We start from the raw sequence: 23,529 nt of genomic DNA on the forward strand, positions 1-23,529 counted from the left end.
TCCTGGCTCGATGGCTATGCCGAAGGCGGAGACAGCATCTATCGGCTGACCTATGGCGATCAAACCGTGGACACCGTCACGGGTGTGGTTGGTTTGCGCGCCAATTACGCCATCGACTATTCGTGGGGGCGCCTGACCCCCGGTGTCCGCGCCGAATATGCTCATGATTTTCAGGGCTCGAGCCGGGCCGCCATGGGATATAGCGCGCTTGGCGGGCTTCCCTATGCGCTCGATGTTGAAGGCGCGAGCAGCGATAGCGCCAATGTGGGGCTGTCGCTCGATTTCAGCTTTGATAATGCCTGGACCACAGGCGTCGAGTATCAAACCGGCTTTGGTGGCTCCGGCGCGCGAAACCACGCGATTGCACTGCGGGTTGGTGCGAAGTTCTAGTTTTTTGCCAGCAGGCTAGCAACGGGTGCTGACAGATAGAAAGCGGGGCTTAGGCTCCGCTTTTTTTCGTGAGGGAATATTAGCGATTCAGCGACTTACGGGGCGCTTTTTTATAGTATGTTGCCAGTTATTGGGGGCACATCGCATGTTTAATTTGCTTAGGATTTTATCTTTATGCGTCGCGACGTTGTCCGGATTTATCTTAATTAGCGGCGCAAACGAGCAACCATGGCAACGCGCAAAGAACGTGCCATTCCAGATCAAATCTGGACTTTTGCTTGCAGACGAGGCCTCTCAAAGGCGGTCCGCTACATTAAGTCTGGTTTGCGATAGCGACGGGCAATTGAGGCTTGTGTTAGTCACACGCTTGCCAGGACGCGATTTCGGGATTGTCCTCGGCCAAAACGTGCCAGCATCTCTCTTTGTTAACGGCATCAAACAAGAACAGGAAATTGCAGTAGATGTTGTTGCCGTTGGCAGACCTCTGGGGTTGGTTGAATCGTGGTTCAACGAGGAAGACGAGGCCGAACCTGACACCATAACAAGTCCACCACTTAGCCCCGGAGTTCTTAACAACTTGGAAAACTGGTTCATGCCGTCGCGGCCGAATAGGGTCTCCGTTATGGGAATCTACGAAACTGGAGTGTTTATGAAAGGGGTAGTCGACGGGTCCGAAATCAAACAGTTTCGAACGATTTGCAGATAAGTTGCTGAAAAAGATTGTCTAAATACGATGCACTACGATTGGTGCTGGGAGGGCGGGAGAAACCCGTCTGCTGGCAAGCCAGCACCAGCTGATCCACTTCCAAGTCTTTCCTACTGGCCTGGCTATGCGCGCGAAATCTCCGCCACCGTGCGGGGTTTTTCATCTCGATGAGATGCCAAGGCCTTCAATTAACTCGGGTCGGCCCAGTGCGTTAAACGCTTCCGCAACCGCTCGTCGAGTTGCGAGATGCTGCATTTTACTGACTCCGCTCGACCGCGAAGCTTGGGGCATCTTCGCCTTTCCCTTCCTGCAGAAAGTCCATCAGTTCGCCCATTAGAACCTCGGCGACCGGCTTTATCATACCAAGCTCAATGACACCCTTATCGGTCTTTATACTGAGAATTCCGAGCAACGGGTCATGATTTAGAACCTTGTATTTTGCGCCCAGCAGTTTATCGAATTGATAAGGTCCAAACTTTGACATTTAATTTCCCTTCGAATGGCATTTCCCTGCGCATCATAACAGGAAGGCGGTACGTCGTTCCTCTCTTTTTTATCCAGCGGCACAACCTACCGTCACAATCAAAATACAACCATAGGTAACGCGTAAGTGAGGTGCGTAGAGTCGATTTTCTCTGCTTCAACTCTACGCAAATGCACGCTGCTAAATGTGCGCAATCATCCTCATAGAGAGATTGCGCACTTGAGCGCGCAGCGCATCAAGTTGCGTTTTTTAACTTTACGCACTTTACGCACTTGCGCGGCAAGAAAAATACAACCTGATTTGAGGGCGGCCAAAATATTTGCCGGGCTGCGTCGGCCATTAACACCACATTTATTGAGACGTTCCACACTCCTCTTGCCGCCACCAACGGCATACCGCAATCAACACGAGGAGCTCACATGGCACGCAACCGCACGCGCGCGCCTTCGTCTACGACCACAACCGCCAGCAAAACCCAAATCGTCCGCATCAATGGCGCGCGCGTCAAGATTACCACCAAGGCAGGGAAGGTGACGACAAAGCCAGCCTTGCCGCTCGAATGGGAACTACAGGCGGCACAGGTGTCCGCACTTCGTCGCTTGCCACAGTTCCAGCGCCAGTTCCTGCTGGCGGGAGACATGAACGCCAGCAAGCGTGGGCCAAGGGCTCAGGCACTGGCACTCGCAACGGGAATGACCAGCGGCGAGCCTGACCTACGCATCTATGGCGAATACGGGCGTCTGCTGATGATCGAGAACAAGGTCGGGCAGGGAAGACTGTCACCAGCCCAGAAAGACCGCCACGCGGCCCTTGAGCGGCTTGGCTACACTGTTTTGGTCATTCGGGCCTCCACAACGACAGAAGCCGCTGAGCGGGCCGTTACGGCGGTTCTGGGGTGGCTGGCACAGGAGAAGGGGAAAGCAGTATGAGGCAGAAACTGAAAGACAAATACTTCGCCGCAAATGACAACTGCCCGATCGATGAAGACCAGCATTCATCACCTCCATATGCACGAGATTTGGAGCTAAGAGGCTGGCAGATCGCGGCAATAAAGCGCCGGGAAGAGTTCGAGTTCTACGCCGTCGACGGGGTTTATCTCGCAGACCTTTTGGAGGAAGCAGCTTGATGGGAAATGTGATCTATCTGGACCGAGCAGCACGGGCCAAGCAGGAAACCAAAGCAATGGCCACGCAACTGCGACGCATCAAACAGCGCCAGTCCATTGGAGATCCTTCCGCTCCTGCGAATGATAACGAGGATTTCCCACTGCTGGCGGTTTTGCGCCGGGACAAGCTGCACGGCTACATCGAACAGGTTATGCAATATCGTCGGATGGTCGCGATCGCCGAAGCGGAGCCCCTCAAAGGTCAGGACTATGGGTATGATGCTGGCCTGCACGCTGCTCAAGAAAGCAAACGCTTGAAAGGCACTGAAGAGGTTGAGGCTGCCGCGGCGCGGAACTGGGAAGGCGGAGTGAAGGGTGGAGATATCGAATATTCCGGCAAGCTTCGCAGAAGCAAGGGAGCATATGCCCTTCCTGCCATGCGAAAGGTGAATGTGAAAGTTGACGCCTACTTCGAGAACGACGATGGCACGGTTCCAATACCCAAGACCGGTAAGACGCCGAGCCTGAGTTTGAAATTCACCGACGATCTCCTGCTGGAGAAAATTGATACAAGACCGATACTTGCCTATCTGCGGTCAAGACTCGGGCCGCTCATCGAGCCATTCGAGGATGCGGTGCTTGGTGGGCAGACGCTAACCAAGATCGGGGAAAAGGAAGGCGCTAAGGGTGTCCAAGCCCCAGCTGTCGGACGGGCTCTGGTTCTGCGAGCGCTGTCAGCAGTGCAAGGAGCGATGGACGATCTGGAGCTTCACCCACTGGCGTATCGAAACATCTGGGAACTCGAAGACGCAGCTTAGCCACTTATAAGCCAATCCCCGCCAACTCCCCAATGAGGGGAAGACTACATCAAGGCCGCCATGCGCGGCCTTTCTCATTTCAGTGCGGTTACAAGAGCCGCCCCTGTCGGCATTGCCGGTGGGGTAACTATTCCAGCGCCGTTTCTCCTCCGGCTGCTGGTTCGGCGGGTTGAGTAGCCGTCGTTTTAGGTGCTACTCCCCGCCGATTGTATTTTAGCCAAGCGTGAAGAAGTCAAAGCCGTCTTTGTGGAAATACATAAACTCAATGACTTTACCGTTTTCGACGGTTGTCATTCTTTTCTGCATTGGGCTCACATACGGGAATTTCTTTTTGACAGCATTACCAAGTTGTACATGGTAGATCAGCTTATCCGACTCTGGAGTGTTGGCCCTTACCTTCACCAAACAACCCATCTTCCCTGGCCAGTATGTCACGAACATTGATTGGTCCGAGTTCGTGCCGCTTTGATATTGATAGGGTCCAAACATCCCCTTGCCGTGCTTGGTCTCGAAGTTTTTGATGCCGTGTCTAGCCGCAGCCGACTTGAGCGCAGATTCATTAGTTGGATAGCTGTTTAGGCAAATATCTTCAAAAATTTTGATAGCTGGATGTTGGGGTACGGCGTCGGCTTGCTGCTGAAAAGTGTTTGATGGAGTTTGGCAACCCGCAAGAGTTACAGCCACGAATACCGCACCAGTGAGCGTCAAGAACTTCATGATTTCCCCTACACAACCCGAATTAGCACGACTCATTTATGAGTCGATCTAGAAAATCAAGGATCGCAATTCTGAGTTGCGGGTGTGTTCACCATCTGATTTTATGCGGAGTAGAGAAGTGGTCATCTCGCCTGGCTCGTAACCAGAAGATCGTCGGTTCGAATCCGACCTGCCGCAACCAATCGACCTGTTCCAGGGCCTGGCCCGCGAGATCGCCTTTGCGGTCGCAGGTCAACCAATTGCCCGTGTAGCTCAGATGGTAGAGCAGCTGCCTTGTAAGCGGATGGTCCGGGGTTCGATCCCTCGCTAGGGCACCAGTTCGAAGGTAAGCATGGCCAGACGTGATCAGCGCAGCACGGAAGCAGCTGCTTACCGCAAGCTCTACAAGACCGCACGCTGGCAGCGCTTACGTGAGCGGCAACTGACCGCGCAACCCTTGTGCGCCTACTGCCTGCAGCAAGAGGATGTCACGCCAGCAACGGTGTGTGACCATGTCAGGCCACATAAAGGCGATGAGGCGCTGTTCTTCGACCCTGACAACCTCCAAAGCCTCTGCGCACCGTGCCATGACCGCATCAAGCAGCGGGAAGAGCTAGGGCAGGACGTTATCCGGTTTGGTCTGGACGGGTGGCCGGTCAGCTGACCACCCGGGGGGGGCATCAAAAAGTCCAAAAGCCAACAATTCCCGGACCGGCGGGGAACTCGAACGCGTTATCCCGCAAGTTTTGAAGTTTATTTTTGACAGGTGATATTTATGGGCGCCAGGGGTCCAAGGCCCGAAACGCCCGAAATGCAAGCGCTGAAGGGCAACCCGGGCAAACGAAAGAAAAGGGCGGCTTCGATCCGTCCTTCCGGTGATGTTTACATACCGAATTATCTGGATGATGACGCTCGCGAATGCTTCGAGATGATCGTTTCGGCCATGCCGCCAGAAACGTACGCCGCCACCGATGCGGGCGGTATTGCTGTTTATGCTGCGGCATGGGCCGACCACAAACGCGCGACTGAAGCACTTAAGACAGAACCGGCACTCGTTGCTGGTTCGACCGGCAATCTCACCGTGAATCCTTGGTTCAAGATCAAGAACGAAGCAGCGCGCATCATGATGAGCATGGGCGACAGGCTAGGCCTTGATCCAAAGGCACGCGCGGCTTTGACGCCGCAAAAGGAAAAGCCGAAGAGCAAATTCGCCGGGCTTATTGGCGGGGAGAAGTGATAATCCGTGAGTTTACAGCGGCCTGATTGGGCAAAGCGCGGACAAGGCGTCGACCAAGCGGGGCTGGACCGTGCGGAACAGGTTATTAAGTTCATCGAACTGCTACGCGTCCCCAGCGGTGAGGGACAGGGCGGGCCTATGCGGCTTCGTCCTTGGCAAAAGCAATTCATTCGAGATTTGTATGCGCCGCATGTTGACGGAAACCGGCGTGTTAGGCGCGCAATTCTCTCGGTTGCTCGTAAGAACGGCAAGACAGCGATTATCGCTGCAATCGCATTGGCTCATCTCATTGGCCCGGAAGCCATCAAGAATGGCGAAATCTATTCTGCCGCAAATGACCGCGAACAGGCGGGGCAGGTGTTCAAGTTTCTGCGTCAGCTAATTGATGCCGACGAGGAGCTTTCACAGGTTCTCGACATCGTGCCATCGACAAAGACGGTGGTTTGCAAGCAAAACGGTTCGTTCTATCGAGCGCTGTCGGCGGACGCCGGTACTAAGCATGGTTTGAACCCGTCTGTCTGGATTTATGACGAACTGGCACAGTCGCGTAATCAGGAACTCTACGAGGTAATGAACACTTCGCAGGGCGCCCGAAAAGAGCCGCTGGGCATAGTGATTTCCACACAGTCGCCAGATCCTGAGCACCCGCTTTCAAAATTGATCGACGATGGCTTGGTCGCAAATGATGCCACTGTTCTTGTCCATCTTTATTGCGCCCACGACGAAGCGGAAATTATGAACGAGGATGCGTGGAGGGCGGCGAACCCGGCGCTGGGAGACTTTCGTAGTGTCGAAGACCTGAGCGCGCTGGCTATACAGGCAAGCAGAATGCCGTCGATGGAAGCCAGCTTTCGGAACCTCTATCTGAATCAGCGCGTCGACCAGAATTCGCCGCTTATCCCGCGTTCTGAGTGGAAGGCCTGCCAAACCGGCGACACGCTAATGCTGGGCGAAGATATCTATCTCGCGCTCGATCTGTCTGGCGTGCACGATCTTACGTCACTGGTCGGCATATCCGCAGCGGTTGGCGAAGAACGGGTAAAGGCCTGGCACTGGAAGCCGCATGATTTCCTGTTTGATCACGCCAAGCGAGATCGTGCCCCATATGACTTGTGGGCGAAAGACGGCTGGCTCGAAACACCGCCCGGCCGTGCGATTGACTATTCCTATGTAGCCAGCCGCATCGCTGAAATCCGTGAGGACTATTCCATTCGCGGATTGGCATACGACCGCTGGCGCATCGAACAGCTACTGGTCGAATTCCAGCGGATCGGCGTCGACGCTTATATCGACGGCAAGGACAAGCCTTTCGACGGCGCGCTGCGGTTGGTGCCGTGGGGTCAAGGCTATCGCGATATGTCGCCAGCAGTAGAAGCGCTTGAGGCGTCATTTATCCATCGGCGCTTCAAGCACGACGGCAATCCAGTGCTAGCCTTCTGTTTTGCCAATGCAATCGCCGTCTCCGACGCCAGTGGCAATCGCAAACTCGACAAGAGCAAGACACGCTTTCGCATCGACGGTGCAGTCGCGACCGCAATGGCAGCAGGGCTTAAGGCTCGCGAGGTTGAGCCCGAGCAAATCGAGTCCGTCTACAAGAAACGCGGCATCCGAATGGCCGGCTAATCGGAACAAGGAATATCTATGGGAATTCTTGACCTGTTCCGGTCCAAACCGGAGGCAGCGCCTTCGGTCGCGCCGAAACGAGCGCCGCGAGCTGACTGGCAATATTTCGACGGCTTGGACGATCCAAGGTTAGCCGCCTTTCTTGGCGGAGGCGCAGAAACCGCAAGCGGCATGGCGGTGACGCCCAAAGCTGCTCTGTTCAACACAACAGTTTTTCGCTGTGTCGACCTCATCTCAGGCAGCATCGGGATGCTGCCTTTTTACTTGATGTACAAGGACGGGAAGGGGCGACTTCACCCAGCCGATGATCATACTCTGTTTGATGTTCTTCTTACGCAGCCGAATAACTGGCAGACGGCGTATGAATTCCGCCGACAGCTCCAGTCGCATGCACTGACCTACGGCAATGCCTACGCCCGTATTGTTCGAAGCGGTAGGCGCGTCGTTGCGTTGCAGCCTTTGCACCCGACCAATGTCACCGTCGAGCAGAAAGACGATCTGACCGTCATCTACAAGGTCGTATTGAAGGGCGGTCGGTATGTCGAGCTGCCCCAGTCGGAGGTATTTCATCTCCGTGACATGACGGACGATGGCGTCATCGGCCTTTCCCGTGTCCAGCAGGCAAAAGAGGCTATCGGCCTTGCCATGCAGACCGAGAAAGCCGCGGCTCGTCTGTTTAAGAACGGTACTATGGTCGGCGGTGCGCTCACGCATCCCGGCAAGCTTGGTGATGACGAGTTCGAAAACCTGGACACCAGCCTTAAGGATAAGTTCTCCGGTGCGGAGAACGCACATAAGTGGCTAATCCTCGAAGAGGGCATGAAGGCCGAGCCGTTCTCGCAGACGGCAAGAGACAGCCAGCAGATCGAGACAAGAAATCATCAGATCGAGGAGGTTGCGCGCGCTTTTGGTGTGCCGCGGCCGCTTTTGATGATGGACGACACATCGTGGGGCAGCGGTATTGAAACCCTTGGCCAGTTTTTCGTTCGCTATGGCTTGGCGCCGTGGTTCATCGCTTGGGAGCAGGCGGTTTCTCGGTGTCTGCTGACGCGCGAAGAGCGTCGATCGTATCAGGCTGACTTCGACGAGCGCGAATTGCTGCGCGGTTCGATTAAAGATCAGGCCGAATTCCTCGCCAAAGCGCTGGGTTCTGGCGGTTCCCGACCGTGGATGTCCCAGAATGAAGCTCGCGATTATGTGGGCTTGAGCCAGAGCGACGATCCAGACGCGGACAGCCTCAAAAATCCAATGACGCAGCCAGAAACTGGCCGCCTTCCTTCAGGAACACGCAATGAGCCTTAACAGAACGCCGGTTGCAGCCGTTGCGCGACCGAAGTCGTATCAGTGGGATGTGCCTCTCTCCGCCTTGGAGCGGTGGGAGAGCGCTCCACAAGCGGCAGAAGCTGACGATCCGAACACAATTTCGATCTTTGACGTGATCGGAGAGGATTATTGGAGCGGAGGCGGGTTTACGGCCAAGCGAGCCGCTGCCGCTCTTCGATCTATCGGGAAAAATCCAGTTACCGTGAACGTGAATTCGCCAGGCGGCGACATGTTCGAAGGGCTGGCGATTTACAATCTCCTCGCAAGCCATCCCGGCGAGGTCACCGTCAACGTAATGGGTTATGCGGCGTCTGCGGCATCAATCATCGCGATGGCTGGCGACAGGGTGATCATGTCGACCGGTTCGATGATGATGATCCATCGAGCGTGGGGTCTCGCGGTCGGCAACACGCATGATTTTACCGACGCTGCGACGTTGTTTCAGTCCTTCGATAGTTCAATGGCAGATATTTACGCCGCCCGAACCGGACTGGCGCAAGACGTCGTGCTTTCTCTATTGGATGGCCCGTCAAAGGCGTCGGACGGCACTTGGCTGTTAGCTGATGAGGCAATTGAAAAGGGCTTTGCGGACGAGAAGGGCGCCGGAACTGCCAAGTCTGACGCAAAAGCTGAACTTCCCGCACATATCGCAGCGATGCGCCGGATTGACCGGGCGTTGGCTGCCGCAGGTGAGACGCGCCGTTCGCGTACTCAACTTCTCCATGAAATTCGAGGCGAGCGCGATGCCGCCGAGAACGCCACGCGCGACGCTGGCAAGACCAGAGCCAAGGACATGACCGGCATCAAGGCCGCTCTTGTCAGCACAACGAATATTCTTTCCAAGGGATAACCAAATGGAACCCGATGAAATCAAGGCGCTCATTGAAGCGCAAGGCCGCGCATTTGAAGCGTTCAAGGCAGAACACAGCGCAGCTCTTAATGACGTAAAGAAGGGCACAGAAGATGTCGTTCGCACCGAAAAGGTCGAGCGCATCAATGCCACTGTAAGCGACCTTCAGGCGGCTCTCGATGAGCAGGCGCAGAAGCTCGCAGCTCTCCAGACGGCAGGTGCGTCCAAGCCTGGCGATGCCGTCAAGAATGCCGAATATACCAAGGCGTTTGACCGCTTCTTCCGTAAGGGCGATGAGGCAAGCATTGACGCATTCATTCAGGCCAATCCACAGGCCGCGATGAGCGTCGCCGTTCCAGAAGACGGCGGTTATACGGCTCCGACCGAATGGGACCGCACCATTACCGACAAGCTGAAGATCGTTTCTCCGATGCGCGGTATCGCTTCGGTCATTCAGATTTCTGGTAACGGCTTCTCCAAGCTCTACAATGACCGCGCTACGGCGTCTGGCTGGGTAGGCGAATCCGCTGCCCGTCCTGAAACCCCGGCTGCAAAGTTCGCCGAGGTGAAGTTCAACACCGGCGAAATCTACGCGAATCCTGCGGCAACGCAGCGCCTGCTGGATGATTCCGAAATCAACCTCGAAAACTGGCTTGCCGGTGAAGTCGAGACTGAGTTCGCATATCAGGAAGGCATCGCGTTCGTATCCGGCAATGGCACCGACAAGCCTAAAGGCTTGCTGACCTACACGACTGCGGCCTCGCATCCGTGGGGCGCAATCCCGACGGTGAATAGCGGTGACGCAGCTGGTCTTACGACCGATGGCCTCATTGATCTGGTTTACGACCTGCCAAGTGAGCGCACTCCGAATGCGCGGTTTACTATGAACCGCAAGACGCAGGGCGCCATCCGTAAACTGAAGGACGGTCAGGGCAATTACATCTGGCAACCGGGTCTGGTTTCTGGCCAGCCTGCGACGATCCTTGGATTCCCGGTCAGCGAGCTTGCTGCAATGCCGGACATTGCCGCTGACGCCATCCCGGTTGTCTTCGGTGACTTCCAGCGCGGTTATCTTGTGGTTGACCGCACGGGTATTCGCATCCTTCGCGATCCGTACACCAACAAGCCTTTCGTGCAGTTTTACACCACGAAGCGCGTTGGCGGCGGCGTTACCGATCCGACGGCCCTGCGTTACCACAAGATCGCAGCTGCTTAACAATACAAGGGCGCCTTCGGGCGCCCTTCCTACAGGAGGCGCTGATGGAAGTGCGTGTTGCGAAGGCATTCAAGGCGGTGCCTGAAGGCGAGGTTTATCCCCGCCAGTTTGAGGTTGGCGATACTGTGACTGGTCGCATGGCCGAGGTTGCGCGAACGCTGGGTTGCGTCGCAGATGAGCCTGCCAAAAAGAAGGGCTTCGACCGTGGCGGTGGATCTTGATCGGTTAAAGCGACATCTTCGAATTGAATTCGATGATGAGGATACGGAGCTTGAAGGTTATTTAGCCGCCGCTCAAGGGTCTGCGTTGCGCTATATGAACCGCGACGCCGTACCCGCAGGCGCCGAAGCCGAGGTGGATGCGGCTATCCTGCTTATTGCGGGAGACCTCCACGAGAACCGCGAGCGACAGTCGACTGTTGAACTATTCGAAAACAGGTCGGCGCGCTGGCTGCTTGATCCATATCGGCTGTTGAGGGTTTGAGATTGTTATCGTTCTAGCAATTGTGGAACATATGGACCTCTGAATGATTGGAGATCGCAATGGCCCGCACAGACAAGAATGATACCGGCTTTCGTCACGAGGTTGCAGAACGGTCGCTCAGGTACTTAGGGCGATCTGCGGATACACTGACAGCAAGAGAACAGTCTGTCCTAGCGCGATTGTCTGAGCGTCAAACGATTGCACGCGATGTAAACAGGTCGTTTGACGAGAAGCTGACCTATGGTCAACGGCTCGCAGATAAGGTCGCCGAATTCGGTGGTTCATGGACATTTATAATGCTTTTTGCTCTCGTGCTCGTCGCGTGGGTGGCTGCAAATTCAATTGTGGCGGCATTCGCTTTCGATCCCTATCCGTTCATCTTTCTCAATCTCGTGCTTTCGATGTTGGCCGCGGTGCAAGCGCCGATAATTATGATGAGTCAGAACCGCCAAGCTGCAAGGGACCGGCTGGATGCTGCACATGATTACGAAGTGAACCTCAAAGCTGAAATTGAAATAATGGCGCTACATGAGAAGTTTGACCAGTTGCGTTCGAACGAACTCAAGGCGCTCATTGAAAAGCAGCAAGAGCAATTGGATATTCTTACATCGCTGCTTGCGAAATCCACGCCAAATCAAAATTGAGGCTTCATGCCCTGGCTCCATTTCACAGCCACCTACGACTTCATCCCCAAGCCCGCGGTGACCATCCGCTATCCGGCAGGCTACGTCGGTTTAGTGACCACGCCTTGCGCTAATCGCGCCATCGCTGCTGGCAAGGCCGAGCAGCTTCCCACTCCTACGAAAGACGAGGCTGTAGCATGGCGAAGCGCGCAGGTGCCGGCAGCCTGAATTGCCGTTTGACGTTTCAGGTTCGGCAGGACGTGGATGATGGTTTCGGCGGAACACGCGGTGAGTGGGTTTACCAGTTTACCGTGCCCGGGAGGCTGGAACCGCGATACGGCAGCAATGCAGAAAGCATCATGGCCGCGCGAATGCAGTCAATGCAGCCCTACAATCTGACCATTCGCAGTAGCGCAGCGGCAAGACAGATTACGGCATCATGGCGGGCATACGACGCTCGGGCGGGGAAGACTGGGGGCAAGCCTAACCGGGTTTTCGGAATCAAGACCGTCGTCAATCCGGACGAGCGTGGGCAGTACATCGAGATGCTAGCGATTGAAGGCGAGGAAACTTGATGGCGGTAAAGATTAAAGGTCTGGACCGCCTACAGATCAAGCTAACGAAATTTCCGGAAGTTGCTGAAAAGCTTGTCAGAGCGGCGATGGAGCAAGGCGCTCAGGAAATCGTCAACATGATGCAAAACTTGGTTCCCGTCGATGATGGCGAGCTAATGGAAAGCATCGGCTGGACGTGGGGTAAAGCTCCAAAATACAGCCAGCGAATTGGCAGCGTTAAGTCTAACGATGGCAAGCTGACCATCACGATTTACGCTGGCAATTCTAAGGTGCGCTATGCCCATCTGGTCGAATTCGGCAGCGCGCCACATGTGAACGGCGGCATGTATCCGGGCACGATCAACCCTGGGGCAAAAGCACAGCCGTTCTTTTACGTCTCGTGGCGAGCCAAACGACGAAGTGCACGGGCCCGAGTGTCGCGCGCTATCACCAAGGCAGCCAAACAGATTGCGGCGGATCGCTAATGGACCCGGTTTTAGAACTTCAGGGCGCAATTATTCAGCGATTGCGCAGCTTTCCCGCGCTTGTCTCGCTGATTGATCAGCGTAGCTACGATAACCCGCCTACAAATGATCAAGGGCAGGTTTCGCCCTCTATCTTTCCTTACGTCAGTATCGGTGCGTCGAGCGCTCAACAGGTCAACGCCGACTGCATCTACGCCGACGATATCATTTTCCAACTGGATGTCTGGTCGATTGAGCCAGCAAAGAAACAGATGCGCGACGTCGCAAACGCAGTGCGTCTCGCAACGCGAGGGTGGGTTCCTGTTTTGACAGTAAACGCCCTCGTGACATTCGAATATTGGCGAACTGACTACATCAAGGACGGCGCAATCAATCACGCGTCGATCCGTTACACGGCGATTGTCGAGCAGCCTTAAGGCCTCCACGCCGATCACCCCGAAAACTACTAATGGCCGCCCTTTGGGTGGCCTTTTCGTATGGAGGCCTCAATGGCTCAACCTACTACGATCAAAGGCGGCAAGGTCCGCGTGAAGCTCGGCAAGGTTGGTGTGGGAGGTGAAATTACCTATACCGCACCGTGTGGTTTCACGCAGCGCTCTATAACCCTTACCAAAAACCTCAATGAAGTTTCGATTCCTGATTGTGAGAATCCTGACAAGGTGGACTGGATCGGTCGCGACGCCGCGTCGCTGTCGATGGGTATTAACGGTGAAGGCGTCTTGGCTGCGGAATCGGTCGAAGATTGGCTTGATGCAGGTGAAAGCATTGATTCCGTTCCCGTCCAGGTTGAATTGGAATTCCCTGCCACGACGTACACATACACCGGCAATATGCATGTCGAGAACCTCGATATTGGCGGCAATAACGGTGAGCGCGCGACGAACAATGTCTCGCTGCAGTCCGATGGCGAAATGGTGCGCACCTCTGCTCCCACGGCTCCGTAATGAGCAGAGATGCGAAAATAGAACTCGACTGGGCGGATGGTACTTATACCTTCCGCCTCGGTTGGGGCGAATTGGAAGCATTACAGGAGGCGTGCGATGCGGGTCCGTGGGTCATTCTGGAACGGCTATTCACCAAACAATGCCGCGTCGGCGATATCGCCCATGTTATCCGCCAGGGATTGATTGGTGGAGGCTTGGAGCCCACGGCGGCCACGAAACTGGTGAGAACCTACATCGAAAAACGCCCGCCTGCTGAGAACATCGTATTCGCCACCATCATTTTGCAGGCAGGTATTCAAGGCGTGCCGGAGGAGCCGGTGGGGGAGCCAGCGGCGGCAAATCAGACGGAGAACAACTTGACAGTCTCCCCAACGGAAAAGTCAGATTTGCCGCGGTCTACGGCAATGGTGCGGCGCTCGGCTTCACGCCGCAAGAAGTAAGACGAATGTCCATGTGGCAGTTCATGGCTGCCGTTGACGGTTACGTCAAAGCTAACTCGACCGACGATGGCGGTTTGAGCCAGGCGGAAAAAGACGAGCTTTGGGAGTGGGTGAGCGAGGGGTAGGGTGGGTTACTAATAGCAACCCAACTGCGTTGCCTCGGCCTGCGCCTGTGCGCGCTCCGCTTCCAGCAATCTTGGGATGTTAGCCCGGCTAAGCAGTTGCTGGCATCTCAGTTCTTTGTTCGCCGGGTCAGATGCCTTATTGCTGGCGCAACCGCCTATAGCCAGCATGATGGTGCAAATAGTGACGATGGCTTTCATGTGTGTCCCCCTCCTCGGACAATTTTCTAAGTTAATGGGTTAAAACCCGCACGCGCAATGATGTTTTCTTCCGCTCGGATCGCGTCAGCTTTCTGATAGATTCGGGTTCTAAGAGCATCGAACAATCTACTGTCTTGCTCATATATGATGATGTCATTGAGCGTTCCCATGCCGCCATAGCAGTGCAGGATCCGTATCACGCCGTGAAAGTCAGAAAGCCTGATTTCTGATGCGCCTTTTTCGAGCACACTCGCCCATCCATGCACATTATGGGCACGCAATATTGCTACGATCTCATCTACATCGGAGCAAAGAGACTCTAAGTCCGGGTGCATCGTAAATGCTTTCGCTAAAACGTCGGTTCCTTCACGCGAGATCCAGACTTGGTGCCGTCGACTCCCGTGGCAAATCCTTCGAAATCACGACCGATAATAATCAGCGGCAACGACGCCAGTGATGCGATGCCGCCAATGATCAGTAGCGCATACGGCATCAACATACTTTGATTGTAATAGCCGCCAAATTGGACGTTCTTCGCAACGGTCGCGATCATATCCCAGTAGCCATAAGCGGACACCAGAGGGCCGACGAATAGGAACGCGATTCCTAACCAGCCCACTCCATTAAATCTCTGTTCTATTTTCATAGGTGCCCCACCATGGCCACTGACTTAGAGACTCTTGTCGTTCAATTTTCCGCCGATTTCAAGCGATTGGAGAACGCGATTAATCGGCAGCGTGGTCAATTCACGCGGCAGATGGGCCAGATGGAGAAGTCAGCAAACGCAAGCGTGCAGCGCATAAATGCGGCGCTTGGCAACATCGGCAAGGGCGCGATGCAAGACCTCGCTGCTCCCATAACCGGCATTACTGCCGCATTGGGCACGCGCGAGTTGATGCAGTATGCGGATGCTTGGACGCAGGCTGGAAACCTCATTCGTTCGTCAGCGACGGCAGCTGGTGTTGGCGCACGTTCGCTGAATGAGTTGAAGGACGGTGCGAACGAAGCACGCACAAGTCTTGAAGCCTATACTGACTTATATGCTCGGCTGATCCGATCGGCCTCCGCCGTAGCCAAGTCGGAAGACGAGATCGCTTTGGCAACGTCGCTTGTTTCGAAAGCCTTTAAGGCTGGCGGTGCGTCCGCACAGGAACAAGCTGCTGGCATTCTCCAGCTCGGGCAAGCTTTGGGTTCTGGCGTGTTGCAGGGCGATGAACTCCGGTCGTTGCGTGAAAACGCGCCGGTAATTGCGAAGGCAATTGCTGACGAGTTCAAGACCACGATTGCTGGCTTGAAGCAGCTTGGCGCCGATGGAAAACTGACGTCCGATCGCGTGTTCAAGGCTATCCTGAATGCTCAAAAGGGCATTGAGGCTCAGTTCAAGGCCACCAACGCGACGATTGCCGACGCCTTCACGCAGATTAATAACGAGTTTACCGCTTATATCGGCAATGCCGATAAGTCAGCTGGCGTGAGTAGGCAGCTGGTTCAAGCGCTGCAGTATGTAGCTGACAACTTCAAAGAAATAGCGGATGTCGTCGCAGCCTTTGCGACAGTGCTGATTACCGCGTTCACCGGTCGGGCAATCGCTGGCGTAGTCGTCGGACTGGGCCAGGCCGTTGTTGCATTGGGCTCGTTCCTGACCGCACTTCGTACAGGTACGAGCGTAGTTGCCGCCTTCAGTGCATCGCTCGGCCCTATTGGTCTTCTGGCTGGTGCAGCCGCCGGGGCCGTCTATTTGCTCTATAACAATATGTCGTCTGGCGACCGTGCTGCGAAATCATTCAGCGATGCTGTCGACGAAAACAAGGTTGCGCTGGAAAATGCTGCTTCAGCTTCTCGTCAGTATCAGACTGAACTGACGAAGCAGATTAGTCTGCAGCTTGAAGCAGCCAAGGCGGCGTACACGCAGGCAAGCGCAGACGCCGACGCCGCCGACGAAAGAGCCAAAACATTCTATAGAATGACGGGTTTGAAATTCGAGCCGTTTGAATATGCCGCTGAAAGCGCTGGCAACAATGCTATCGCATTAGCCGGCGCGGTCGATAAGCTCGAAGTTCAGCAGAAGCGTGCCGAAAAGATCCTCGCCTCAACGCCTTCTGGCTACGGCGGCGGTATCGCGACCACACCAGACGACAAGAAGAAGGGCCGCACGAAGAAGACACCCGCGGAGCGGTTCGACAGTGACATCCAACGTATCACCGACCGCACATCGGCTCTTGTCGCGGAGACTGAAGCGCAGCGTCAGATCAACCCGCTGATTAATGACTATGGCTTTGCCATGGAGAAGGCGCGCACAGAGCAGGAACTGCTCAACGCCGCCCAAAAGGCGGGCGTTGCGCTCACTCCTGAGCTGCGAGCGCAGATTGCCCAGACCGCCGATCAGTGGGCACTTGCGAGTGCGGAGGCTAATAAGCTTGCCGAGGCGCAGAACCGTATTCGGGAAAACGCCGAAGACATGGCGGCCTTTCAGAAAGAATGGGTTGGAGGAATTGCCAGCGATCTTTTGAACGGGGCTGACGCAGCGGAGATATTTGCTAACTCTCTCGGACGCATCGCAGACAAGTTTATCGAGATCGGCCTTGCGAACATCTTCGATACCGACAAGGGCGGCTTCAACCTATTCGGCGCTCTGGGTGGCATTTTCCGCAAGAACGGTGGACCGGTAAAACGCGCAGGTGGTGGCATTGTCCGCGGTCCTGGCGGGCCGCGTGGCGATAAAATACCGGCGATGCTGAGCGACGAGGAGTTCGTCGTGAACGCAGCCGCCACTAAGCGCAACCGCGCCTTGCTGGAAGCCATCAACAGCGGCCGTGTTATCGGGCTGAAGGATGGCGGCCCACCTTTGCGCGCCCCATCCATGCCGATCCTGCGGTCATCTGCTGCGACGCAGCAAGCGCAATCCGGCATTGCCGACGTTCGTGTCTTTGTGGATCGCGACGGCAACTGGCAGGCCGAGGTCGAACGCATCTCGCAGCGGAACGTGAAACAGGGGCTTACTGCTTTTGACAAAACAGGCGCCATGCGAACTGCACGCGATCTACGGCAAGTCAATTCAAGGGGGCTGGCAAGGTAATGGCTGAACTTCTTCCGACTGGCCTTCGATATCAGCCGACTTTCCCGGTCCTGAATCGCCCGGTTTCCATGTCTCAGTACGGGGATCGGGCGATTTCAGCGATTGAGAACGGCGATCCTTTCTGGACTTGGACGGCCAAGATTACAGCGTTGACGAATGCCAAGCGCAATTTGCTCGAGGCGTTCATTGATCGGTGTCGGGGCGGTCTGGTTATGGTGCATTACACCCCAAAGCATGTTTGCATCCCGCAGGCTTATTGGAGCGACGCTAATAACCCGGCAATAACTGGCACCGCTACGCTGGCTGCGATCAACGGCAACTCGCTCACCTTAAATGGCGCGGTGGTCGGATTGAAACTGAAGGAAGGCGATTTGGTCGGGTTTACGGTCGGCGATTACAACTTCATCGCCCGCATCGTTGCTGATGCCACAGCAGCCAGCACGAGCGTGCAGGTGAAGATCGAGCCGTTCTTACCGTCCTACATCACCGTCGGCGCGGCAGTTCGCTTCAAGAGTCCGGTGATGAACATGCGGCTAATGCCGAACACGTGGGAAATTGGCGATGGCAAGTTTCCCGATGCGTCGTTTCAGTTGATTGAGGTGCCGAAGTAGGCTTGCCTACCGTTGGCGCCGAGCGCGAATAGCACGAATCCAAGTGTTGTTGAACATAATGGCGCCTATGACCAATGCGACGGCGCCAAGGGCGATCATGCCGAAAGCTACGCCTTGGTCTCCGAACTGCTGATATAACCAGCCCGTTTTTTCTACTGCTTGGGCTGGATTTCCAAGGCGAAGTACACCTTGGATCAAGGCACCAAAACCGACAATCAACATGCAAACGCTTCTAATCATGCCGGCCAGATATCATCTGGGCGCGGTTCAATCCACCCTTTCGATGATTTGGCGGTAACTAATGGCCTTCCCATCACGTCTACAGCAATTGCTCGACGAGGGCAGGGGTAAGATTGCCTCGGCCGTCAAAGTCGAATTCGGTACCGGCACCTATGGCTTTTTCTCTGGCAAGGGGAGCGTGAGTTATGCTGGCCTTACGTACAACGGAAACACGCTGATCGACATCGACGAGCCTATGTATGCGCTCGGTACGGCTGCCCAGCCGGTGACGATGCGGTTGCCCGCTGCTGCTGATTTTGGGCTCACACCCGATAAGCTGAAGCTGATTGAGCAGGAAGATTACAAGAACCGCCCTGTTACGTTCTATGACTTTTATTTCGACCCAGACACGAACGCGTTCCTTCACGCCGAGCCGACCTGGTACGGCTATGTCGATACCATCGACCACCGAGAGGAGGGCGACAATGTCTGGCTGGAAGGCAATATCGAGACCGGTGCAGTCGACAATTTCCGCGAAGGCTATCGTTATGCCTCGCACGAGGATCAGCAGCTTGTTTCGTTAGGCGACATGCTTTTCGAGTACGCAGCGAGGATCAAGAATGAATTCTTCAAAATCAGATTCGGCTAGGGTGCAAGGATGGGATCGGGCGCTGGAAGATATTGCGACGGCCCACGTATCCATCACTCCCGAATGGGGCATCTCGGACTGCCTCATGACTGCGGCAGATGCGATTGAAGCGGTTATTGGTGAACATCCGCTCGCCGAGTTTCGCGGCAAATACAAAACGGAAGCCGGCGCCGCTCGCAAGATGCGCGCCAATGGCTGCGAGAGCGTCAAGGATGTGTTCGAAACCTATCTCCAGCTTGAGCCCGTCAATCGACTTTCTGCCCGTCGGGGGGATGTCGGCGTGATGCTAATCAATGACGAATACGTCGCGGGGTTCATTTGCGGTTCTGGCTTTGCGGTCAAACAGCCTGCGGGCCTTGCGTTCTTTCCGGTGACCGAAATCGAGCAGGCCTACAGGGTCGGCAGCTAACCACCACGACAATCAGCGCCTTTGAAGGTCCGCCAGCAGCGGGCCTTTTTTGTTGCGCCTGCATGAGGTCGCCGTATGCCATTTTTAGCGCCTATCTTCACCGCTATCGGCGGCATCGTGTCGAGCGTGGCCGCGTGGGCTGCTGCCAGTCCGATTCTCGCCGGTATTGCTCAGACCGCATTCGGCATTGCACTTAAATATGCTGTAAACGCGTTATTCCCTCCTAAGACGCAGAGCCGCGCTTCCGAGCTGGAAACCCAGTACGGTGCGAATATCCCGCGTTCGGTAATTCTCGGCACGTGTGCGACCGAAGGCCATCATATTTATCGAAACAGCTACGGCAGTGGCGGGCGTCTCATTCAGGATGTGTTTGTTCTGTCGAGCTTTCGCATTACGTCTGTGCCTCGTGTTCGCTACAACGGTGAGTGGCGTACACTGATTGCGCAAGACGCTGACGGCTATTGGCATGTGCCGAACGAAGGCACCAGCGGCGACGATCACGATAACGTCCGCGTCAAGTTCTTCTATGGCACGATGGATCAGCAGGCGGAACCGACGCTGATCAATAATGCCCGACCTGCGGGTCGCTGGACTGCAAGCCATCGCGGCGCAGGCGTAGCCTATGCGATCGTGTTTTCGGAGTTGCGCAAGAATGGCGATGGACTGACCTCGCCCGCAAAGCTGTTGTTCGAAGTCGTTGGCGCGCCGCTCTATGACTGGCGCAAAGACACCACGATGGGCGGTGCGGGCGCACATCGCTGGGACGATCAGAGCACGTGGGAATACTCCGATAATCCGGTTGTGCAGATTTATAACCTGGAGCGAGGGTTCTTCAACGGTACGCAGCGCATGGTCGGCAAGGCGGTTCGTGCAAGCCGCCTGCCATTGGCAGAATACACCCAGGCGGCGAATATCTGCGATGAAGGTATGCCGGACGGTTCTAAGCGGTATCGCGCGCACGCGATTGCCAAGGACGGTCCCGGCGCGAACCACGACGCCAACCTGACGCCGATACTCGAAGCCATGTGCGGCTCGTGGGTGGAGCGTGTTGACGGCGAATTCCCGATTGCAGGCGCTCCACAGGCCATCGTTGCAACCATCACCGATGCCGATATCAAGCGTGGTGCACCGCTTCGCTTCAGTGCGAAACGCAAGCGCACCGAGCTAATCAACACGGTTGCGGCCTCTTACGTTTCGCCGGATGACTTCTATGAAACGAAGGACGCGGCAACCCGCATCGATGCTGGTGCATTAGCTGAAGATCGCGAAACGCTTGCCAGCGCCATTCCATATGCAGCCGTCACTGACGTGCGGCAGGTAGACAGGCTGGCTGATATCGCGATCCGTGGGGCGCGTTATCAGGCATCAGCGGAAATCGTCGTTCATCCGAAATTCCTCGACACAATCAAGGAAGGTCGATGGGTTCGCTGGAATAGTGCAAAATATGGCGACCGCACGTTTCAGGTGCTGACGCGCCAGCTTGGCGGGATCAATACCGATGGCGCTCGCGATATCTCACTGTCGTTGCAGCAGATCAGCAATGGTGTCTTTGATCCGACAGCTTACGAAACAAACCCGCCGAACATCATAGTCGTGCCGCCGCCACAATATCTGGCCGAAGTGCAGAATTTCTTCGCCATTCCAATTGTTGTCGTTGCAGATGGACAAGGCGAACTGCCCGGTGTGCGGCTAATCTGGGATCCGATTGATGATATCTCGGTCGTCGGCGTCGATATCGAATATTGGCCAGCGAACGACCCGTCGCAGGTGTTTAACAAGTTCGTGACTTGGGACGTGATCAACGTCCCAATAGTTGAAGGCCTGACTTCGCTGACTGACTGGTTCGTCCGGACTCGGTTGCGTGTCGACAATGGCCGGTCGGTCGCTTGGTCGACAGAAACGCCATTCACGACACTTAAGGCGGCAGGCGATGATAGCCCAGTCGATTACGAGCGCCTCGACGGTGACGTGAAGGGCCTCATTAACTGGATGACCGACGACCGGCGCGAAGCGCTTCGCCAGGCTCAGGAAAACGCCACCAAGACCGCTGACGGCATGCTGGCCGGTTATGCAGATAGTCGGTCGCTTCGCCGCGAGCTTGCCAGCACCTACGGCAAGGCAAGGGCTTCGTGGTCGGAAGATATCTATGTAGCGACCGGGCCCAACAGCGCCATTGTCCAGCAACTGACACAGTTGAACGCCGAGCTTGACGACAAGGCAGACGCAAGCGTTGTGACGCTTCTGTCCACGCGAGTGGATAATGTCGAAGGGCAGTACACAGCCGTCGCAGATGCGATCACTGACGTGAACGCGTCGGTCGACGGCACGGTGGCTAACTCGGGTTGGCGCATGACGGCGACGGTTGGCGGCGGTGGCACATCGGCCAGAATATCGGCTTACGCCCGCATCAACACAGGCGACACTTGGAAACAGGCAGGCTGGTTTATCAATGTCACCCCGACGGGTAGCCAGTTCATTGTTGTGTCCAACCAGTTCGCGATTGCCGATCCGAACAATAACGGCACCTTCACCTATCCGTTCGTTGTGCAGAATGGGCAGGTCTACATTCAGAATGCCCGTCTCGGAACGCTGTATTTCGACGTGCTCCAGTCCAACAACGGCAAGTTCATCATGCGCGGCTATGACAACTTAGCCGATCTGCGGATATTCACATGACCCAGACATTTATTGGCTACAAACCGGGCGTCGGCCCGGTTTTGAAGTGCCTGAAATATGACACGGATGATCCGCTGACACTGGCCAACACGGCATTTGACAGGTTCTTCTTCAATTCGGAGACGCAGAACCTGTCTTATGTGTTCCCGACCAACCCGTTTTTCTATCGCTCGGCAGAGCTATCCGCGCTTCCGGCGACATTCAACATCACCAATGATCGGGGCAATGTTGTTATTTCAGGTAGCAATGTTGGCAGTACGAGTGACGCGTTTTTTAACGTCAATACGTTCTATCGAATAACAAATGCGTACCCAAATATGGGGTATGTTCCGATGTCTGAATTCAGACAGGTTGATCTTCTGACCAATCGAGTTGAATGCGGTGCTTTTCAAAGCTACTACGCACTGGTCGGATCGACAAACCACAACGTTGTCACAGCAAGACAGTTTTATACTGTCATGGGAAGATTGGTTGGAACCACTAGCGGACAAACGACTTTCCCGACGGTCTACAATGGGATTATCAGCAGTTCACAATCCGGTTTCGTTGGGATGGGCGAGTGGTTTGTTTGGAAACAGCAGTTAATCTATAACGACAATAGAAATCCCAACGCCATTTATCCAAGTGTATGGGACTTGCCCGCCGACGCATCGGCCATGCGGACTTATACATCTGCTCCGAACCTCCTGTCGCTGGAGGCGAGTTCCAGCCGGTTTGTGCTGTCCAGACCAGGCTATGATGTGAACACGACGAATGAGTTCGGCACGATCATAAGCTCGAACAATCGTTCACCGGCTCTCTGCGTCATGAACGGAACGGAAAACAATATCCCGGCCAATGGATCGAGAACTATTGCAGCACCGGCTGGCGTCATTCTCTCGCAAAGGGCAGTTGTTGACGTGATGTTCCGTGTCTCCGGGCAGACGTGGCGCGTACCTGGGCTGCTGACCGATACAACGGCGGCGGGAACTTGGCAGCTGTCCTATGCCGTGTCAGGCAACAGCATCACGTTCTACAATTCTGAGAAAGATGCGGTTGACCTGCGGTACGTCGTCTTCAACGTGGATGACCAGCCGAAATCGACGGGCGGCAATCAGGTCATATTCCGGGGCAATGATGGAACGCGTGACTATGTGCAAATCAAAAAGCCGGGCACGAGTGACCCTGCCAGCCGTCCGAACGATATCCTGTTTGACAGCCGCTATCCGCAATTCCAGATCATCGCACAAGGCTTTATCCCGATATCGAGCTTTGGCAACTCGTCGGCAGGAGACGCGGTATATAAAGGCGTGAGAACCTATCGGCTGAACTTCAATAATGCCGGTTTCGTGCCTTACCTAAAATACTCAACCGTGTTCCCGAACTGTGTAACGACGCCGATCTATCGGGCCGAACGCGGGGTTGATGTTTCCAACATTTCCATGCTGGCCGAAGTGAACGACACCTATGTCGATTTCTTCTGTTCGCCCGATAGCGGTTGGTCTGATGCATTCAGTCAGGCCGGCAGCTGGACGCGACTTGATTACGGTGCCCGTATTCAGGGTGTCCGGTACTACATTTTTGGCATAACGCCGAACTGATCTCAGGAG

The 23,529-nt window shown here is 55.3% G+C and carries 31 protein-coding genes and 1 tRNA gene; 26 read left to right on the plus strand and 6 right to left on the minus strand.

Annotation, left to right across the window (positions count from 1 at the left end):
* Both D8666_RS11665 and D8666_RS11670 read left to right on the plus strand, forming a co-directional pair.
* The coding region (locus D8666_RS11665) for an autotransporter domain-containing protein (RefSeq protein WP_147437998.1) at positions 1–390 on the plus strand (390 nt) is incomplete at its 5' end.
* 145 nt (positions 391–535) lie between these two features.
* Positions 536–1,096, plus strand: coding sequence for a hypothetical protein (locus D8666_RS11670; protein WP_121538084.1), 561 nt, complete (start codon positions 536–538; stop codon positions 1,094–1,096).
* A gap of 256 nt (positions 1,097–1,352) precedes the next feature.
* Here the strand turns inward: D8666_RS11670 and D8666_RS11675 are convergent, their stop codons facing one another.
* Positions 1,353–1,580 (minus strand): hypothetical protein, encoded by a 228-nt coding sequence (locus D8666_RS11675; protein WP_121538086.1) that lies wholly within the window; start codon positions 1,578–1,580, stop codon positions 1,353–1,355.
* 419 nt (positions 1,581–1,999) lie between these two features.
* Between D8666_RS11675 and D8666_RS11680 the strand changes: the two genes are divergently transcribed.
* Genes D8666_RS11680 through D8666_RS11690 form a run of 3 tightly spaced genes read left to right on the plus strand, consistent with a single transcriptional unit; the run spans position 2,000 to position 3,503 of the window.
* A complete protein-coding gene (locus D8666_RS11680; RefSeq protein WP_121538088.1) occupies positions 2,000–2,509 on the plus strand; it encodes a VRR-NUC domain-containing protein in 510 nt (169 codons plus the stop codon).
* Positions 2,506–2,706, plus strand: coding sequence for a hypothetical protein (locus tag D8666_RS11685; RefSeq protein ID WP_121538090.1), 201 nt, complete (start codon positions 2,506–2,508; stop codon positions 2,704–2,706). The genes D8666_RS11680 and D8666_RS11685 overlap by 4 nt, the downstream gene beginning before the upstream one ends.
* A complete protein-coding gene (locus tag D8666_RS11690) occupies positions 2,706–3,503 on the plus strand; it encodes a hypothetical protein (protein WP_121538092.1) in 798 nt (265 codons plus the stop codon). The genes D8666_RS11685 and D8666_RS11690 overlap by 1 nt, the downstream gene beginning before the upstream one ends.
* A gap of 213 nt (positions 3,504–3,716) precedes the next feature.
* On the opposite strand, the gene D8666_RS11695 is transcribed toward D8666_RS11690, so the two are convergent.
* The gene (locus tag D8666_RS11695) at positions 3,717–4,220 is read right to left on the minus strand and encodes a hypothetical protein (RefSeq protein ID WP_121538094.1); all 504 of its coding nucleotides are present in this window, start codon (positions 4,218–4,220) and stop codon (positions 3,717–3,719) included.
* 104 nt (positions 4,221–4,324) lie between these two features.
* On the opposite strand from D8666_RS11695, the gene D8666_RS11700 reads away from it, so the two are divergent.
* From D8666_RS11700 to D8666_RS11775, 15 genes are all read left to right on the plus strand, one after another.
* Positions 4,325–4,401 (plus strand) — tRNA-Thr (locus D8666_RS11700).
* Between the two features lie 150 nt (positions 4,402–4,551).
* Positions 4,552–4,863 carry an HNH endonuclease gene (locus tag D8666_RS11710; RefSeq protein ID WP_121538096.1) on the plus strand — a complete coding sequence of 104 codons (312 nt, stop codon included), beginning with the start codon at positions 4,552–4,554 and terminating at the stop codon, positions 4,861–4,863.
* A 111-nt stretch (positions 4,864–4,974) separates the two neighbouring features.
* Entirely contained in the window at positions 4,975–5,436 is a 462-nt protein-coding gene (locus D8666_RS11715) for a phage terminase small subunit P27 family (protein ID WP_121538098.1), read from the plus strand.
* Positions 5,437–5,442: 6 nt separating this feature from the next.
* Entirely contained in the window at positions 5,443–7,059 is a 1,617-nt protein-coding gene (locus D8666_RS11720) for a terminase large subunit (protein WP_235858946.1), read from the plus strand.
* An 18-nt stretch (positions 7,060–7,077) separates the two neighbouring features.
* The gene (locus tag D8666_RS11725) at positions 7,078–8,361 is read left to right on the plus strand and encodes a phage portal protein (RefSeq protein ID WP_121538100.1); all 1,284 of its coding nucleotides are present in this window, start codon (positions 7,078–7,080) and stop codon (positions 8,359–8,361) included.
* Complete coding sequence (locus D8666_RS11730; RefSeq protein WP_121538102.1) at positions 8,351–9,232, plus strand: head maturation protease, ClpP-related; 882 nt, start codon at positions 8,351–8,353, stop codon at positions 9,230–9,232. The genes D8666_RS11725 and D8666_RS11730 overlap by 11 nt, the downstream gene beginning before the upstream one ends.
* Positions 9,233–9,236: 4 nt before the next feature.
* Positions 9,237–10,448 carry a phage major capsid protein gene (locus D8666_RS11735; RefSeq protein WP_121538104.1) on the plus strand — a complete coding sequence of 404 codons (1,212 nt, stop codon included), beginning with the start codon at positions 9,237–9,239 and terminating at the stop codon, positions 10,446–10,448.
* A 44-nt stretch (positions 10,449–10,492) separates the two neighbouring features.
* Entirely contained in the window at positions 10,493–10,669 is a 177-nt protein-coding gene (locus tag D8666_RS24205) for a hypothetical protein (protein ID WP_021587338.1), read from the plus strand.
* Positions 10,653–10,931, plus strand: coding sequence for a head-tail connector protein (locus D8666_RS11740; protein ID WP_167836072.1), 279 nt, complete (start codon positions 10,653–10,655; stop codon positions 10,929–10,931). Before D8666_RS24205 ends, D8666_RS11740 begins: the two co-directional genes overlap by 17 nt.
* Positions 10,932–10,990: 59 nt before the next feature.
* Positions 10,991–11,575, plus strand: a complete 585-nt coding sequence (locus D8666_RS11745) for a DUF1003 domain-containing protein (RefSeq protein ID WP_109367081.1) — start codon at positions 10,991–10,993, stop codon at positions 11,573–11,575.
* Between the two features lie 176 nt (positions 11,576–11,751).
* Positions 11,752–12,129 (plus strand): head-tail adaptor protein, encoded by a 378-nt coding sequence (locus tag D8666_RS11755; RefSeq protein ID WP_121538110.1) that lies wholly within the window; start codon positions 11,752–11,754, stop codon positions 12,127–12,129.
* The gene (locus D8666_RS11760) at positions 12,129–12,593 is read left to right on the plus strand and encodes an HK97-gp10 family putative phage morphogenesis protein (protein ID WP_109367084.1); all 465 of its coding nucleotides are present in this window, start codon (positions 12,129–12,131) and stop codon (positions 12,591–12,593) included. The genes D8666_RS11755 and D8666_RS11760 overlap by 1 nt, the downstream gene beginning before the upstream one ends.
* Positions 12,593–13,009: a DUF3168 domain-containing protein gene (locus D8666_RS11765; RefSeq protein ID WP_121538112.1), complete on the plus strand. Its 417-nt coding sequence runs from the start codon at positions 12,593–12,595 to the stop codon at positions 13,007–13,009. The genes D8666_RS11760 and D8666_RS11765 overlap by 1 nt, the downstream gene beginning before the upstream one ends.
* A 72-nt stretch (positions 13,010–13,081) precedes the next feature.
* On the plus strand, positions 13,082–13,537 hold the full coding sequence (locus D8666_RS11770) for a phage tail tube protein (protein WP_121538114.1): 456 nt from the start codon (positions 13,082–13,084) through the stop codon (positions 13,535–13,537).
* Positions 13,537–13,977, plus strand: a complete 441-nt coding sequence (locus D8666_RS11775; protein WP_121538116.1) for a gene transfer agent family protein — start codon at positions 13,537–13,539, stop codon at positions 13,975–13,977. Before D8666_RS11770 ends, D8666_RS11775 begins: the two co-directional genes overlap by 1 nt.
* 134 nt (positions 13,978–14,111) lie before the next feature.
* Here the strand turns inward: D8666_RS11775 and D8666_RS11780 are convergent, their stop codons facing one another.
* Genes D8666_RS11780 through D8666_RS11790 form a run of 3 tightly spaced genes read right to left on the minus strand, consistent with a single transcriptional unit; the run spans position 14,112 to position 14,946 of the window.
* Positions 14,112–14,300 (minus strand): hypothetical protein, encoded by a 189-nt coding sequence (locus tag D8666_RS11780; RefSeq protein ID WP_121538118.1) that lies wholly within the window; start codon positions 14,298–14,300, stop codon positions 14,112–14,114.
* 26 nt (positions 14,301–14,326) lie between these two features.
* The gene (locus D8666_RS11785) at positions 14,327–14,635 is read right to left on the minus strand and encodes a DUF6966 domain-containing protein (protein WP_109367089.1); all 309 of its coding nucleotides are present in this window, start codon (positions 14,633–14,635) and stop codon (positions 14,327–14,329) included.
* A 14-nt stretch (positions 14,636–14,649) separates the two neighbouring features.
* Positions 14,650–14,946, minus strand: coding sequence for a hypothetical protein (locus tag D8666_RS11790; protein WP_147437999.1), 297 nt, complete (start codon positions 14,944–14,946; stop codon positions 14,650–14,652).
* 120 nt (positions 14,947–15,066) lie between these two features.
* Here D8666_RS11790 and D8666_RS11795 point away from each other — a divergent pair, with 120 nt between their 5' ends.
* Entirely contained in the window at positions 15,067–17,376 is a 2,310-nt protein-coding gene (locus D8666_RS11795; RefSeq protein WP_235858947.1) for a tape measure protein, read from the plus strand.
* Complete coding sequence (locus tag D8666_RS11800; RefSeq protein WP_121538124.1) at positions 17,376–17,987, plus strand: hypothetical protein; 612 nt, start codon at positions 17,376–17,378, stop codon at positions 17,985–17,987. The genes D8666_RS11795 and D8666_RS11800 overlap by 1 nt, the downstream gene beginning before the upstream one ends.
* 6 nt (positions 17,988–17,993) lie before the next feature.
* On the opposite strand, the gene D8666_RS11805 is transcribed toward D8666_RS11800, so the two are convergent.
* Complete coding sequence (locus D8666_RS11805) at positions 17,994–18,209, minus strand: hypothetical protein (RefSeq protein WP_121538354.1); 216 nt, start codon at positions 18,207–18,209, stop codon at positions 17,994–17,996.
* A gap of 79 nt (positions 18,210–18,288) precedes the next feature.
* Between D8666_RS11805 and D8666_RS11810 the strand changes: the two genes are divergently transcribed.
* The 4 genes from D8666_RS11810 (at position 18,289) to D8666_RS11825 (ending at position 23,520) form a co-directional block, all read left to right on the plus strand.
* On the plus strand, positions 18,289–18,855 hold the full coding sequence (locus tag D8666_RS11810) for a hypothetical protein (protein ID WP_121538126.1): 567 nt from the start codon (positions 18,289–18,291) through the stop codon (positions 18,853–18,855).
* Complete coding sequence (locus D8666_RS11815; protein WP_121538128.1) at positions 18,827–19,264, plus strand: DUF6950 family protein; 438 nt, start codon at positions 18,827–18,829, stop codon at positions 19,262–19,264. The genes D8666_RS11810 and D8666_RS11815 overlap by 29 nt, the downstream gene beginning before the upstream one ends.
* Positions 19,265–19,339: 75 nt before the next feature.
* The gene (locus D8666_RS11820) at positions 19,340–21,940 is read left to right on the plus strand and encodes a phage tail tip fiber protein (RefSeq protein ID WP_121538130.1); all 2,601 of its coding nucleotides are present in this window, start codon (positions 19,340–19,342) and stop codon (positions 21,938–21,940) included.
* Positions 21,937–23,520 (plus strand): hypothetical protein, encoded by a 1,584-nt coding sequence (locus D8666_RS11825; protein WP_121538132.1) that lies wholly within the window; start codon positions 21,937–21,939, stop codon positions 23,518–23,520. The genes D8666_RS11820 and D8666_RS11825 overlap by 4 nt, the downstream gene beginning before the upstream one ends.
* Positions 23,521–23,529 lie beyond the last annotated feature (9 nt).

Source organism: Ochrobactrum soli (assembly GCF_003664555.1).
In the GTDB taxonomy this organism is placed as follows: Bacteria; Pseudomonadota; Alphaproteobacteria; order Rhizobiales; family Rhizobiaceae; genus Brucella; species Brucella teleogrylli.

What these genes read in the sequence shown, in the direction of transcription:
- D8666_RS11670 (WP_121538084.1), top strand. Translation starts at nt 536, where the DNA reads ATGTTTAATTTGCTTAGGATTTTATCTTTATGCGTCGCGACGTTGTCC.
- D8666_RS11675 (WP_121538086.1), bottom strand. Translation starts at nt 1,580, where the DNA reads ATGTCAAAGTTTGGACCTTATCAATTCGATAAACTGCTGGGCGCAAAA.
- D8666_RS11680 (WP_121538088.1), top strand. Translation starts at nt 2,000, where the DNA reads ATGGCACGCAACCGCACGCGCGCGCCTTCGTCTACGACCACAACCGCC.
- D8666_RS11685 (WP_121538090.1), top strand. Translation starts at nt 2,506, where the DNA reads ATGAGGCAGAAACTGAAAGACAAATACTTCGCCGCAAATGACAACTGC.
- D8666_RS11690 (WP_121538092.1), top strand. Translation starts at nt 2,706, where the DNA reads ATGGGAAATGTGATCTATCTGGACCGAGCAGCACGGGCCAAGCAGGAA.
- D8666_RS11695 (WP_121538094.1), bottom strand. Translation starts at nt 4,220, where the DNA reads ATGAAGTTCTTGACGCTCACTGGTGCGGTATTCGTGGCTGTAACTCTT.
- D8666_RS11710 (WP_121538096.1), top strand. Translation starts at nt 4,552, where the DNA reads ATGGCCAGACGTGATCAGCGCAGCACGGAAGCAGCTGCTTACCGCAAG.
- D8666_RS11715 (WP_121538098.1), top strand. Translation starts at nt 4,975, where the DNA reads ATGGGCGCCAGGGGTCCAAGGCCCGAAACGCCCGAAATGCAAGCGCTG.
- D8666_RS11725 (WP_121538100.1), top strand. Translation starts at nt 7,078, where the DNA reads ATGGGAATTCTTGACCTGTTCCGGTCCAAACCGGAGGCAGCGCCTTCG.
- D8666_RS11730 (WP_121538102.1), top strand. Translation starts at nt 8,351, where the DNA reads ATGAGCCTTAACAGAACGCCGGTTGCAGCCGTTGCGCGACCGAAGTCG.
- D8666_RS11735 (WP_121538104.1), top strand. Translation starts at nt 9,237, where the DNA reads ATGGAACCCGATGAAATCAAGGCGCTCATTGAAGCGCAAGGCCGCGCA.
- D8666_RS24205 (WP_021587338.1), top strand. Translation starts at nt 10,493, where the DNA reads ATGGAAGTGCGTGTTGCGAAGGCATTCAAGGCGGTGCCTGAAGGCGAG.
- D8666_RS11745 (WP_109367081.1), top strand. Translation starts at nt 10,991, where the DNA reads ATGGCCCGCACAGACAAGAATGATACCGGCTTTCGTCACGAGGTTGCA.
- D8666_RS11755 (WP_121538110.1), top strand. Translation starts at nt 11,752, where the DNA reads ATGGCGAAGCGCGCAGGTGCCGGCAGCCTGAATTGCCGTTTGACGTTT.
- D8666_RS11760 (WP_109367084.1), top strand. Translation starts at nt 12,129, where the DNA reads ATGGCGGTAAAGATTAAAGGTCTGGACCGCCTACAGATCAAGCTAACG.
- D8666_RS11765 (WP_121538112.1), top strand. Translation starts at nt 12,593, where the DNA reads ATGGACCCGGTTTTAGAACTTCAGGGCGCAATTATTCAGCGATTGCGC.
- D8666_RS11770 (WP_121538114.1), top strand. Translation starts at nt 13,082, where the DNA reads ATGGCTCAACCTACTACGATCAAAGGCGGCAAGGTCCGCGTGAAGCTC.
- D8666_RS11775 (WP_121538116.1), top strand. Translation starts at nt 13,537, where the DNA reads ATGAGCAGAGATGCGAAAATAGAACTCGACTGGGCGGATGGTACTTAT.
- D8666_RS11780 (WP_121538118.1), bottom strand. Translation starts at nt 14,300, where the DNA reads ATGAAAGCCATCGTCACTATTTGCACCATCATGCTGGCTATAGGCGGT.
- D8666_RS11785 (WP_109367089.1), bottom strand. Translation starts at nt 14,635, where the DNA reads ATGCACCCGGACTTAGAGTCTCTTTGCTCCGATGTAGATGAGATCGTA.
- D8666_RS11790 (WP_147437999.1), bottom strand. Translation starts at nt 14,946, where the DNA reads ATGAAAATAGAACAGAGATTTAATGGAGTGGGCTGGTTAGGAATCGCG.
- D8666_RS11795 (WP_235858947.1), top strand. Translation starts at nt 15,067, where the DNA reads ATGGAGAAGTCAGCAAACGCAAGCGTGCAGCGCATAAATGCGGCGCTT.
- D8666_RS11800 (WP_121538124.1), top strand. Translation starts at nt 17,376, where the DNA reads ATGGCTGAACTTCTTCCGACTGGCCTTCGATATCAGCCGACTTTCCCG.
- D8666_RS11805 (WP_121538354.1), bottom strand. Translation starts at nt 18,209, where the DNA reads ATGTTGATTGTCGGTTTTGGTGCCTTGATCCAAGGTGTACTTCGCCTT.
- D8666_RS11810 (WP_121538126.1), top strand. Translation starts at nt 18,289, where the DNA reads ATGGCCTTCCCATCACGTCTACAGCAATTGCTCGACGAGGGCAGGGGT.
- D8666_RS11815 (WP_121538128.1), top strand. Translation starts at nt 18,827, where the DNA reads ATGAATTCTTCAAAATCAGATTCGGCTAGGGTGCAAGGATGGGATCGG.
- D8666_RS11820 (WP_121538130.1), top strand. Translation starts at nt 19,340, where the DNA reads ATGCCATTTTTAGCGCCTATCTTCACCGCTATCGGCGGCATCGTGTCG.
- D8666_RS11825 (WP_121538132.1), top strand. Translation starts at nt 21,937, where the DNA reads ATGACCCAGACATTTATTGGCTACAAACCGGGCGTCGGCCCGGTTTTG.